Source organism: Thermococcus sp. (genome assembly GCF_027023865.1).
In the GTDB taxonomy this organism is placed as follows: domain Archaea; phylum Methanobacteriota_B; class Thermococci; order Thermococcales; family Thermococcaceae; genus Thermococcus.
Window position 1 is genome coordinate 1 of record NZ_JALVUC010000025.1, and the last position, 11,725, is coordinate 11,725.

General features: G+C 44.4%; 18 protein-coding genes. 6 read left to right on the plus strand and 12 right to left on the minus strand.

The window, feature by feature from the left end:
- On the minus strand, positions 1-656 hold a 656-nt coding region (locus MV421_RS09575; RefSeq protein WP_297518275.1), incomplete at its 3' end, for a flippase.
- A gap of 98 nt (positions 657-754) precedes the next feature.
- Here MV421_RS09575 and MV421_RS09580 point away from each other — a divergent pair.
- Positions 755-1,879, plus strand: a complete 1,125-nt coding sequence (locus tag MV421_RS09580) for a hypothetical protein (protein ID WP_297503700.1) — start codon at positions 755-757, stop codon at positions 1,877-1,879.
- A 30-nt stretch (positions 1,880-1,909) separates the two neighbouring features.
- Here the strand turns inward: MV421_RS09580 and MV421_RS09585 are convergent, their stop codons facing one another.
- The 6 genes from MV421_RS09585 to MV421_RS09610 form a co-directional block, all read right to left on the minus strand.
- A complete protein-coding gene (locus MV421_RS09585; protein ID WP_297518279.1) occupies positions 1,910-2,113 on the minus strand; it encodes an oligosaccharide flippase family protein in 204 nt (67 codons plus the stop codon).
- A gap of 79 nt (positions 2,114-2,192) precedes the next feature.
- A complete protein-coding gene (locus tag MV421_RS09590; RefSeq protein ID WP_297518282.1) occupies positions 2,193-2,879 on the minus strand; it encodes a hypothetical protein in 687 nt (228 codons plus the stop codon).
- A complete protein-coding gene (locus MV421_RS09595; RefSeq protein ID WP_297503106.1) occupies positions 2,876-3,814 on the minus strand; it encodes a helix-turn-helix domain-containing protein in 939 nt (312 codons plus the stop codon). The genes MV421_RS09590 and MV421_RS09595 overlap by 4 nt, the downstream gene beginning before the upstream one ends.
- Positions 3,815-3,895: 81 nt before the next feature.
- Entirely contained in the window at positions 3,896-4,243 is a 348-nt protein-coding gene (locus MV421_RS09600; protein WP_297518285.1) for a hypothetical protein, read from the minus strand.
- Positions 4,244-4,275: 32 nt separating this feature from the next.
- The gene (locus MV421_RS09605; protein ID WP_297518288.1) at positions 4,276-4,653 is read right to left on the minus strand and encodes a hypothetical protein; all 378 of its coding nucleotides are present in this window, start codon (positions 4,651-4,653) and stop codon (positions 4,276-4,278) included.
- Positions 4,641-5,216, minus strand: a complete 576-nt coding sequence (locus MV421_RS09610) for a winged helix-turn-helix transcriptional regulator (RefSeq protein ID WP_297503102.1) — start codon at positions 5,214-5,216, stop codon at positions 4,641-4,643. Before MV421_RS09610 ends, MV421_RS09605 begins: the two co-directional genes overlap by 13 nt.
- A gap of 677 nt (positions 5,217-5,893) precedes the next feature.
- Here MV421_RS09610 and MV421_RS09615 point away from each other — a divergent pair.
- Entirely contained in the window at positions 5,894-6,016 is a 123-nt protein-coding gene (locus MV421_RS09615) for a hypothetical protein (protein WP_297518291.1), read from the plus strand.
- A 413-nt stretch (positions 6,017-6,429) separates the two neighbouring features.
- On the opposite strand, the gene MV421_RS09620 is transcribed toward MV421_RS09615, so the two are convergent.
- From MV421_RS09620 to MV421_RS09630, 3 genes are all read right to left on the minus strand, one after another.
- Positions 6,430-7,224, minus strand: coding sequence for a nucleotidyl transferase AbiEii/AbiGii toxin family protein (locus tag MV421_RS09620; protein ID WP_297503100.1), 795 nt, complete (start codon positions 7,222-7,224; stop codon positions 6,430-6,432).
- Positions 7,221-7,964 (minus strand): type IV toxin-antitoxin system AbiEi family antitoxin domain-containing protein, encoded by a 744-nt coding sequence (locus MV421_RS09625; protein ID WP_297503098.1) that lies wholly within the window; start codon positions 7,962-7,964, stop codon positions 7,221-7,223. Before MV421_RS09625 ends, MV421_RS09620 begins: the two co-directional genes overlap by 4 nt.
- A gap of 170 nt (positions 7,965-8,134) precedes the next feature.
- Positions 8,135-8,383, minus strand: coding sequence for a hypothetical protein (locus MV421_RS09630; RefSeq protein ID WP_297503096.1), 249 nt, complete (start codon positions 8,381-8,383; stop codon positions 8,135-8,137).
- Between the two features lie 56 nt (positions 8,384-8,439).
- Here MV421_RS09630 and MV421_RS09635 point away from each other — a divergent pair, with 56 nt between their 5' ends.
- The 4 genes from MV421_RS09635 to MV421_RS09650 all read left to right on the plus strand — a co-directional run bounded on the left by MV421_RS09635 (position 8,440) and on the right by MV421_RS09650 (position 9,941).
- The gene (locus MV421_RS09635; protein WP_297503093.1) at positions 8,440-8,709 is read left to right on the plus strand and encodes a hypothetical protein; all 270 of its coding nucleotides are present in this window, start codon (positions 8,440-8,442) and stop codon (positions 8,707-8,709) included.
- Positions 8,710-8,768: 59 nt separating this feature from the next.
- On the plus strand, positions 8,769-8,957 hold the full coding sequence (locus MV421_RS09640) for a hypothetical protein (RefSeq protein ID WP_297503091.1): 189 nt from the start codon (positions 8,769-8,771) through the stop codon (positions 8,955-8,957).
- Positions 8,958-9,292: 335 nt separating this feature from the next.
- Positions 9,293-9,574 carry a ribbon-helix-helix domain-containing protein gene (locus tag MV421_RS09645; RefSeq protein WP_297503111.1) on the plus strand — a complete coding sequence of 94 codons (282 nt, stop codon included), beginning with the start codon at positions 9,293-9,295 and terminating at the stop codon, positions 9,572-9,574.
- A complete protein-coding gene (locus tag MV421_RS09650) occupies positions 9,555-9,941 on the plus strand; it encodes a type II toxin-antitoxin system PemK/MazF family toxin (RefSeq protein ID WP_297503090.1) in 387 nt (128 codons plus the stop codon). Before MV421_RS09645 ends, MV421_RS09650 begins: the two co-directional genes overlap by 20 nt.
- Before the next feature lie 206 nt (positions 9,942-10,147).
- Here MV421_RS09650 and MV421_RS09655 read toward each other — a convergent pair whose 3' ends face one another.
- Both MV421_RS09655 and MV421_RS09660 read right to left on the minus strand, forming a co-directional pair.
- Positions 10,148-10,342 carry a hypothetical protein gene (locus MV421_RS09655; RefSeq protein WP_297503088.1) on the minus strand — a complete coding sequence of 65 codons (195 nt, stop codon included), beginning with the start codon at positions 10,340-10,342 and terminating at the stop codon, positions 10,148-10,150.
- 33 nt (positions 10,343-10,375) lie between these two features.
- The gene (locus MV421_RS09660; RefSeq protein WP_297503086.1) at positions 10,376-11,698 is read right to left on the minus strand and encodes an ATP-binding protein; all 1,323 of its coding nucleotides are present in this window, start codon (positions 11,696-11,698) and stop codon (positions 10,376-10,378) included.
- Positions 11,699-11,725 lie beyond the last annotated feature (27 nt).

The window sequence follows — 11,725 nt, forward strand, 5'->3', positions numbered from 1 at the left end:
GCAAACGGCCACGCTTCCCGCACAACGCTCCTCCAGAAGTTCAAATCAACCTCTATCTTAGGCCTCAAAAACTTCCATGTCGCTACAACAACGTGGTAACCCAGAACAATCAAGTTCACGCTCAGGTAGATCATTGCAAAATACACCACATTCAAGCCGAGCTTTATCGCAATTATTGCAAAAACCAGGGAGAGCGCACTCTGCAGGATCTGCCCGATGGACATGAACTCCATCCTCTCAAACGCCTGATAGATGTCGTTGAACAGGCTGTTTAACCCCCCAACAATGGTGGACAGGGTTATTATATACACGACTTTTCTCGTGATTTCCGGGTATCCTAAAAGAACCACCACCGTAAGGACGATTAAAAATGTTAAAGCCCCGAACAACAGCTTCAGAACGAGCCCATTTGTCAGGTATTTTCTCGCCAGGCTCTTATTCCTGGCAACCTCCCTCACCGTCAGAGGGTCAAGACCAAAGTTGGTGATAACCCCGAATATCCCGTTCAGGGCCAGGGCGAATGCCAAGATACCGTAATTGGCCGGACCCAGATACCTTGCGGTGTACATCAGGTAGAAGAAGCCGAATAACATGCTCACGATTCTAGCAAGGAATAGAACCGTCATGTTCTTCGCTATTCTCTGGACGGTGTTCATGGTTGCCCCTCCACTCAGGATTGTAATGGCGCACCTGCTTTTTAAGAATTTTTGTATCCCTCCAGCTACTGCTAAACAACATCTTTAAAGTATAAAAGGTGATAGTAGTTATTATGGGAAAAATCGCAATGAGTATACGAGAACACGAAACAATAATGTCTTATGTTTTGATGCTGGTAATAAGCGTGGAAGTGCTCTTCATCTTTTTAGGATTAGGATTTCTCCAAAATATCCCCCCTGAGGATACCAGATACTTCCTGAGTGCATTGGCTCAGGTGGAAGGAGCAATTATAGCCATATACATAACCATGATGCTTGTAGGAGTTCAGCTCACAATAAAGGATTATTCTGAAGTCGTTAACGAGGTATATCTCGGAAATCCAGAGTTCTGGCTGGTCTTTATATCCTATATAACTTCCATTGTTTTCACCCTTATATTGCTGCAAAATGTGGGGAACCTCAATACCTCTTGGCTATGCCTGATTTATTTATGGGGCACGTTTAATCTCCTAATTGTCCCTCTTTTTATACGGGATTCTTTCCTGCTGTTCAATCCAAGAAGGCTTATCGACAAGTTTATACATATGCATAAAATCACAGAAGAGAGGATGCTCCCAAAACTTTTCAGAATAGCTTCAAAAAGTATCCAGTCCCAAAACGTAGAAGTCGCCACGTATATTCTTCAGAAAATCTGGGAATATGCTCGAATTGAGTTTTCAAAGAAGCTGAATACTCTAGCAAAAAGAGCAGAAAAAAGAAGGGGACATGATTTGAATGAGCTCAAATTAATGTTAGCATTTATTGAAGAATTAACTTTCAGATTACGTTATCTTGCGCTATACACTATTGATCAGTTTAACGCGGGCAGAATAACTCAAGATGAAGCGACATGGATATTAAACATGATAGAGCCAATCTTTAGGATAATTTTTGCGGATCTTGTCATATCCTTATATCCACTCTACTTTGTCCCTGAAATTAAGGAAAACCTCGAACATGCTCTAAGCCAATGCTTATTGGAACTGGAGTTAATAATAGAAAAACTGCAAGAAGCCCCTTCAGAAATAAAGATGGAAGAACTAAGGAAATTTTTGAACGTTTTACCCTACAACTTTATTAGCTCCTTAGAAAGGGCTGGTTGTGAGCATCTCGCTGAAAGAGTCAAGAGGCTACAGGAGTTAGCAAAGGATGACGAAAAATATGATGACTTCATTGAGATTTAACGTCCCAAAACTGAAGTTTAAAATATACATTTATAATATTGGAACCAGCCCTCTGACTCTCGAAGGCTCCCTCTCCCTGTAGAAGGCGACCTCCCTGGGTAGGGAGTTCTGAAAGCCGAGCGTGGCAAGGACAAGGGCGATGCTCAGTACCGTCAGCGCTAAATTAAACACTCCATACTCCCCGGTTGAAAAGTACCTCGCTATCACCGCCCTGCTCAAAAACCCGAAGAACATCGAAACAACCATCCCGGCAAAGACAATCCCCGTCCCCTCGCGATCTTCTGCAGTGCCTGGCTCGCCTCGCTCATGGGGTTCACCCGCTTATTTCTTTCAAATATTCGCTGAGGTGGATGAGTCCTTTTACAGTCCCGATTTGTTTCGTTAAAAGATCAACACGATGTATTATCCTCGGAACTAGGCTCCTGAGGGATTCATCCTTGGAAAGCTGGGTCTCAAGCTCATGGATGATTATCTCATAATCCAGCCCGGTTTCAACAAGTGCAATCAGATCCTCGAGGTCCCTCACCCTTTCCAGCGAGGTCACGCTCTTAAACAGGAAGATGTCTTCCTTTGAAACCAGCAGGACCTTAAACCACTCATGGGAGCCGAACTCCTCTGGAGCTTCAGCCCTTGAAACCATCCCCTCCGACAGATACAGCTTGTTGAGGACTCTCTTCACAAAAACATCGAGATGGAACCCATATAGAGGATGCGTATACCCCGCACTCATACCCAGGTTATGGTCCCATTGCGATCTATGTTGCCTCACATAAACGGGCAGTTTTGGTAGTGGAGTTTCCAGAAGGTTCTGCAGAAGAGAAAACTGCCCCCTGTTCAACACCACGATGTCAACGTCCTTCGTCGCACTCTTGAGCCCTCTGAGAGCCAAATTCCCGCCACCGATCAGGTAGACCTGCAGGGGCTCAATGTTAAGCAGTCTCGCCTTCTCCTCCAGCAGGTGAAATTGGGATATTATCTTCCCCCTGGTTACCGCACTCACTTCCCTTCACCAAAGTACATTTTGAAGATTTCTTTCACCTCCTCCATGGAGGGATAAGGATATTTTTTAACCTCTCTGCCTTCAAGATAGTTTAGTAGCTCTTTCACACTGACATCGTATTTTCTACCGAACTCAAAAAGCTTCTTCTGGTCTATCATATCCTTATACTCCAGCAGGAGGGCAGTTGAATACAGAATCGTTCTCGGGCCGAAATCAATGAGCAGTGCATGCACAATAATCTCTTCCAGAGAAAGCTCCTCCCCCATCTTTTCAGAATAATAATAGTGATACTGCCCGGTCCCGATGAGGTCCACCCCAAAATCTCTGAACCTTCCAAGTCCAGTTAGGTGGAAGTTCCCGGAGTCTTTCCCCTTGTACTCCCTCGTTAACAGAATGAACTCCCCGACTCCGCTCCATACTAGGGCGGAATCTCTAGAAAATTCCCTGGCTCTAATGGAGTTCTGCAGCTCATAGAATTCTTTAGCAAACTCATGAAACAATCTGTACCTCTCAATTAGGAAATACTTTCCGTCTTTCTCTCCAATGAAGCCGTAATTGGAGAGCCTGTTAATCACATGGTAGAAAGTGCTCCTTGAGAGGTTGCTCTTTATGCAGAGCTCATGGGCACTCAGAGGAATATCTATAAGAACCGCGAGAAGTGCGAGATTCCTTCCGCTCAGGATCTCATCGAGAGGCATGTGACCAAACTTGGATGCCAGTCTTTTAAGAATCTCTGCAGGCTTTGCCTCACTTAACGACACTATTTTATACCTCCCTCTTTTTTCTGTCTTTGCCAGACCTTTTCTCTTGATGGATGCAACAAGAACAGAGGTTCGATAAATGGATAAACCCAATCCACTGGCTAACTCACTTATGGCTTCCTCCCCTTTAAGCTTCAAAAGTACTCTAACTTCCATTTTTGACAGAGCATCCATGTCCAAAAATTAGAAAGTATTATATATAACACTTTTGGTTTTTTAGACTTTTGCGGAGCCTGCTCGCCTAGCTCATGGGGTTCACCTTTCTAGACTTTCCTTCAAGTCGTTGATGGTTAACAGAAATTCTTCTCTATCAAAGGTTATCCCTATCCCACGTGTGACTGAGGCTAAAAACCCTTCATTTTCTTTAAAATACTGGATCACCCAATCAAGGCTGAATTTTTCCTTGGAGTACAGCTGTTTAAATACATCAAAGTCCAGCTCTTCGGGACTAAGGGTCAGTACATAAATGTCCACCAAATCCTTCAGCTGCTTCTCTCCCCGGTACTTGTTATTCTCTATTAAAAATTTCATTGGCAGGATAACCTCGGGAAGGGCAACGTTGACCCCTTCAATTTCCTCATAAAGCTCCCTCTCAAAAATCACCCCGGCGTAAGGATGCGCAAAACTTATTGAACTTATTTTTTCGTCCCATAGGATGTCCAGAAACAGTTCTCTGAGTTCATATGAAGGTATCCTTTGGACTCTTCCAGGCCTATTTCCCTTAATCTTCCGTCCAGGGTTTCGTGGTAATATTTAACGTACCTGAAACTAACCGCCATAAAGTTATTGGCCAGCAGGTGTCTTTCAATGGCCCTAAAATTTTCTTTCAAGGCAACAAAATCGATGTCCAGAGAAGGGAGAGTCCTGCTCCCCAATTTCTGAGCTTGAAGGTAAGTTGCCCATCCCCCAACTAGCACAAGCTCTTTCTTCAGCTCCCTGCCAGTTTTCAGCATCCACTCATAGGATTCCTTAATTATCGGATTACTCCAGCTCCTCAGGGCTACCTCTTCCATTCGATCTCCTCCAGCAGTTCTTCGATGACTCTCGTGTATATCCCTTCTCCCAGGGCATCCGCAATGACCTGCTCGATTATTGCCATCCTGTACCCCCCAACGTTCCTCGCATAGTTAAAGATATCCTCATCGTAAGAATAAAACCTGATTGGGTACCCCTCCCTTTTGATCCCAATCCGCTTTAACCTGTCGAAATCTTCTTTTTTGATGTAAGCCGTCCCGAAGCTCGGCTCCAAAACCTTTCCCAGAACCCACAGCGCTGAAGTTCCGGAGAACACCACAAAATCCCTAACTTTTTTGGGCCTTACTTTATAAGTAATCCCCTTAACAACCTGGAATATCTTCCTCTTTTCCATCCCCCATGCATAGAGGAGGGATTTTTTGTCAAGGACCCGTATCCTCCCCGTCTCTAAAATTATTGTACCGTCACTTTCCAGTGACCTGAGAATTCTGTAAAGGTAAGGCCTGTTAACATTAAACCTGGCTAAAAGCTCTTTAACAGAAACCTCCCCTTTAAGTGCTAACTCCCTTAATATTTTCTCCTTCAATATTGGGGCTCTCATATTGTATCCTTTGTATGCTATACTTTATAAACTTTGGGATACACAGGATACGCCAAAACGGATCCGGCAAAGACAACCCCCGTCCCCCTCGCAATCTTCTGCCGCTCGCTCATGGGCTCCACCTCACCCTCATGGCAAAGGTGGACTATCTTAAACGTTCTACCGCATCCTTCTCCTGAAGGGTGATGCTTTTGGAAAAAATTAGTTAGTGAGGGAGATGAAAAGTGGGAGAATGATAATTGATGCAAATATGTAATGCTAAAAGTGCAGGTAAATATACGCAAAAAGCATAAGAGATAGTGTAAATCCTAGGTTGGGTTGGAGGGTTTATCAATTTCTTACACTTTTACAGTGCATAAATGTCCTGTTTTTGCGGGTTTTTTGTTGTTACTATTTTTTGCATGTTTGTAGTACATAATTATTCAGTTATTGCGGGTTTTTTTGTAAAAGTGGGGGGTGAGGTGGGCTCATATCATTATATGATGTAGCGCACGAGCGCTGTGAGGTTTCTACTGTTTCTACTATTTCTACTTCAAAATTCACTTCTACTATATACATGTGAATAATACACGTGAGTTTCTCACGTGTGATCAGGGTGTAAGAGTGTGGAAAAAGTGTAAGTGTGTAGAAGTGTAAAAGTGAAAAAATGGTATCAGGGTATCAAGGGGGTGGTTGGAGTGGAGTTGGTGGAGAGGGTAAGGGAGGATTACCGGAGGGGCCTCTCGACGAGGGACCTCGCTAAAAAGTACAGGATGAGCCTAAGAGACATTGGAAAGATCCTGAAGGACGAGGGTTGTTGAAAACCAGAGAAAAATCTTTTGTTAAAGAGGTGTATAAGAGTGTAAATTGCCAGCGACTATCAAACCAGAATCTCCCGAATGTTTCACTATCTTCTACCCATGGAGTGTAGATTTTTCTCCCGTTAAAGCAAAGATAACTGTGTAAACCATTCTCCAGACAGAGGCGTTCACATAAAACCAAACGTAGCTAAAGTTAGAGTCATTGTATTCGATTTAAGACTGTCTCATTCCGTGAAAAACCTCACTAAAATTTATTATAAATCTACCTTCTCCGTTGTATATACTGCCCAATAAATTTCTGGTTTGTTAATTCCCATCCCTCTGGCAATCTTCTGCAGTGCCTGGCTTGCCTTGCTCATGGGATTTCACCTTCGACTATGACGGCTTTGTGATGGCTTTGAGGGCTTTAATCCTCACAGCTCAACACTCCCCTTGAGTCCCTCCAGAAATTCCAGAGTATCATCCCAGACCCTCTCAAATTCTGGAAGTGGGTTTATCTGATGTGCCAAGCTCATCTCCCAGGCCCTTTCATAGTGAGCCTCACGTCTTTTAAATTCTTCAATTTCTGGTTGAACATCTTTAACCTTAAACTTCTCAGATATTATGCCATTAATGTCCCTCCACCGGGTAATATCCTTCAAACGCCAGATGTCATATAAATCCCTCGGTCTCGTTCTCTGGAAGAGTGAGCGAACTTTCTCGGCAAAGATCTCCTCAAGGGAATACACTAGGACCCTGGCATTGCATTCATCAGAATAAGAATGAATAACTTTCCTTTTTTCCAGCGGGAGCAGGATTGGTTCGTTCTCCTTTTTGGTCAGATCAATTTTGATTTTTAAGGGTGGTCCCGATGCCCGTATTATTCTAAAATAGACTCCGGCCTCATAGCCGTTTAAAGTCTCCTTGAAAGCAATATTTTCTTCAAAACCGATACCGCTTTCCCTTCTGGCAATCTTAATACCCTTCACCAGTTCTCCCTGTAGCGTTTTTTCATCATATTCCCCCAAGAGTGTAAAATCCAGGTCATCAGAAAACCTGTAATTTCCGATGTATACTTTTCTTATCCCTGTTCCCCCCTTTAACGCCATTTTAAGGGATGTCCTTGAAAGTCCAAACAAAAGCCAGTTCTGGGCGTAATCCCTCTCTACAGTACTCTCAGGAACCCCCTTATTTCTGGCAATTGTCTTAATCTCAAGTATGGGAATCATTCCAAGCCCTCCAGTTCAACGTTGGCTATGATCTTCCATTTGCCCTCAACATTCCCCTCCCTGGGCATTGTTGGGTCAAAGAGGATGTAATTCCTCGTTTTCGGCTTTGGTAAGTCAATATTTACTCCAAAATAATCACAGAGATAGCCGAGTCTTCTTATAACGGCAGAGTTATTCATTCTCAACGCATACTCTCTGAGCTTTTCCCCCTCAAGTTCCTCCCTGAAGGCTTTGGCAACCTCAATTATCCCTCCGCAATATCTCGGCTTGTCCAGGCAGTCGATCACGGTTTTTTCTCTGTCGGTTATGGGAACTTGAAACTCCTCAATCCAGATTTTTTCAACACCAAAGTATTTTTCGGGCTTTATCCTGATAATTTTATACCTAACCCCAAAAATTCTGAGGTCTTGTTTTTTCTTTCTTGCCGTCGTCTGGACGAATACAGTGCTGGGGATCTGCTCGGTAAAACCGTGATAATTGAGGGCTGACCAGTAAGCTATGGCCGAGGGTTTTACAAGAAGTGAACCTATTATGAACTCGTGAAGCGTGTATTCTCCTTTTTCTGCTCCCAACGGGATGATGATGTATTTTCCTTTTTCAATTCTTTCAACCCAGCCCCTTTTCTCAAGTCTGCTGAGGAGAACTTTCAGGGTGTTTCTGTCGAGGCCCGTTATCCTGACCGCCTCCCCTATTGTGAAGACCCTCTTTCTTGCGAGTTTGTTAAGCAGTTTGATTCTCATAATTATCCACCATGGTTAACAGTTTTGATAACTTTGGTGCATGTTTTTGAGATTCCCTTTATTAAATCTTTCGGATTATGATCCTTCCCTAGTATCTCTCTAGTGCTCCATTTCTGCCTGTTTTGCTCATAGGGTTCACCTTTCCAATTCATGATACCTTTATGAGCCCTTTATGATACCTTTGAGCCTTTTAGCACATAGTAAGTACCCCTTCCCGTAACCCCGACTCTTTCTAAAATCCCTTTCCTGACAAGACTGTCCAGTTCCCGGGAGGCCGTCGGTTTTGATACTCCAAACAACCCCTGATACTCCTTATTCCCAATTCTTCCCTTCTCCTTCACGTAGAGCACTGCCTTAATCTGCCTTTCATTTAAACCCAGCTTTCTCAGGTAATCTTCAGTATAAATATCCTTTCTCAAAAGAATGCACGAAAATTATTATAAATCTAACCCCCGGATGGAACTTGGGGCAATACATGCCGGTTGTAATAGCCATTGACGAAAGCAATAACGCCGCGGCAATTGTGGTCGTTAATTACGAAGATCTGCCGAGACTTACAAAAGATTTCAGGAGAATACGGCACTTTAGAGAGGTTAAAAGGAACAGGAATCGGTATTTAAAAGAGGAATTTAAGCCGAAATTGGAAAAGGCCGTGAGAAAGTACTATCTTGAACTCAGGTATCATCCCAAAATCGACCACTATTTCTGGGAGGATGTTGAGCTCAATTTGGACTGGAGATTCTAGCTGATGACAAGCTCTGGAGGGCCGTTGCGGATAAATTTAGGGACATGCAAATTTCAATCGTGAAGGAGGGGGACATCGCTTCCGCCATAGAAGAGCTAAAACAGAGGCTATGGAAAGCACGAAAAGAAAAAGACATCACAAAGCAGGCAGAAGCTGAGAGAGAGTTAGAGTACTATCTTCAGAGGAAGATTCTCATAACGATAGCCGACAATTACGTTAATCTCAGGAGGAGAGGGTTAAAACATTAGAAAGAAGTCGGGACACACCCGTTCATCCGCCCCCTCTTATCATCGGACGGGCTTCACATGGGAGCGGGCGAAAATTTTGATGTTGATCAGTATATACTGCCCAATAAATTTCTGGTTTGTTAATCCCCCGTCCCCCCTGCGATCTTCTGCAGCGCCTGGCTTGCCTCGCTCATAAGGTTCACCCCGTTGTTTTGATCTTAACTAATACAACGGATGACCTTCTCCCCGCCCTGAAGGGCGAGACTTTCGGGAGAAAAAAGTAACCCCCGTTACGGCTACTCCCTCCTCCCAAAAACTTTTAAATTGTCCGACAAATAAGGTTTTGGGTGATACGAATGGCGACAGGAATTAAGATTTCTGCGAGAATCCCCCCAGCCCTCGAAAGGGAAATGAACAGGCTGATTGAAGCTGGAATATACTCTAACAGGAGTGAGATCATCAAAGAAGCTCTTCGAGAGTTCCTGCTGAAGAGAAAGTATTCCAAGACTGGTGAAGACGAATATGCTGAGCTCATGCTTAGGGCCATCGAGCCGATTCTTGCCAAAGACTGGAACAGTGAGGCCGATGCACATTGGAATGACTATGGAGGTATTGAATATGAGCCAAATGAAACTTAAGCCTCACGGAGGCCTCAAACAGTGGGAGATCATTATGGTGGAGTTCCCTTTTGTAGACCTAGTTCGGGGGAAGCTTCGGCCGGCTCTTATAATCTCCAACGATGCTCTCAACAAGATGGGTAATAGTGTGATGGTTGTTCAGATAACGTCAAACCTCTCTAGTGGATTTAGGGAGTATAACATCCCTCTTTCTGACTCGGACGTTATTCGGTATGAGGGAACTCTACCAATGTATCAAAGCATAATAAAGCCTTATATCCTCTTCACCGTTGATAAACGCCTGATCAGGAGAAGAATTGGTCTACTCAAACCTGAGAAAACCGAGGAAGTAAAAGAGAGCATTAAACGAATTTTTTCAATTGACTAAAAATTCAAGCCTCGCCCCTTAAGGGGTGAGGAAAGCCCTACCGGCCAGAGCCGGCTCGGGGTTATCGTTCCAAAGGCCACCACTCAGAGTTTTCACGGCCCCACAAGACGGCGTGGACGCCTTACGACGTTGCCTATCCGAGCGGATAGGCTTTAACGAAAACCCCCTCACGGGGTTGTCTTTTGAGTGGCCTCTCCGAGGCCTTACTACACTCCAAAGTTTAAAATGGTTTTCGGCGGTTTAAGGGTCGTTGGGTGGTTTATTGCATCCCCGCCGTGAACGGCGAGGCTTTCAGAAGAAAGGGTAACATCTGAGATGCTTTGCATCGAAACAACCGTCCCTGCAAAGACAATCCCCGTTCCTCTCGCAATCTTCTGCAGTACCTGGCTTGCTTCGTCCATTCAGGTGGGGGAGGAGGTCAGATAACAACTCCCTCATTCAAAAACTCTGGCCTCAATATCGCCCAGGTCGTAAACCAGGGCGTCCAATTTCTCTTTCCCCTTGATCGACTTCGCCACTAAAACCAGGTGCCTTTTCCTCCCGTCTTCCACTGCGCTTGCTTTTTCATCAAGCTTTTCCAGTTCCTTTCTGGCCTCTCCAAAGCTTAGATCTTCCCACTTAACCTCGAAGAAAGCGATGTCCTCCTTCCCCAAAGCCACAGCGTCGATTTCAAACGAATCTTTTCCTTTTTCTTTCCCTTTAAACTTGCCCCAGAGCTTCCCGGTCTTTATCACATTAAACGGGACAAAGTTTTGAGCGAGGCTTTCGACCAGAACCTCAAATTTTCTGCCAATGTACGAGTTAAACTCGTTCTTATCAAACCTCAGCTCCCCCCTATCAAGCTTGGCGTAGTTCCTCCATATGAAACGGAACCAAAAATCTATCAGGTTTTGGCCGATGTAATACCTGTTCTTTCCCCTATCGAAGACGTCCTTCCTCTTGACCACCAGCTCGTATTCCCTCTCAAGGGCCGAGAGGTATTTGGTGAGGCTGGTGCTTTTTGTTGACAGGTATGAAGAGATTTCACCGAGTGTATTCTTGCCCTCGCTTATTGCCTGAAGAATGCTGAAGTAGGTCTTGTACTCCTTCCCGAGCTCCTCTTTGAGCATCATAATGACCTCGCTGAACATTGGATACGGCTCCTCAAAGAACATGGTCTCTATAAACTCCAGAACCGGAACCCCAAAGCGCTCAAGGGTTTCATAATACTTCGGCAGGCCCCCAAAAACCGACCACAGGGTTATCGCGTCTTCGAAGCTGTATCCCAGGTCCCTCGTTATTTCAGCGGTTGTCCTGAAATCCAGCTCTTTGAGCTTTATAACGTAGTCGAATCTTCCATAGAGGGGGCTTTTATAGTCCTCCACGAGCTTTTTGGACATGCTTATTAACGAGCCCGTAACGATGACTTTTGAATCCCTGTATTTATCCAGGAGCCTCTGGAGATCGTAGATGAAGGATGAATTCACTTTTAGCACATTTTGGAGCTCGTCTATAAAGATAACTTCGTTTTCCCTCATCAGAAACTCCACTATCTCCCTCATCGAGTTCAGTGTTGGGATGTACCTTCTTTCTCTAATCTCCTCCAACCAATCCCTGCATATCAAGGCCTCATTCTTTTCCGCCGGAATAAAAAGGGTTATCGGGTTCAAGGCTTCCTCTACAAGCCTTGTCTTCCCGACCCTCCTTCTGCCAATTATGACGATTCTTCTTCCCTTTTCCAATAGCCAGATTTCCTTTTCTCTGTCATAGAACCTCATAATTATACCCCACAAGTATTATACTCA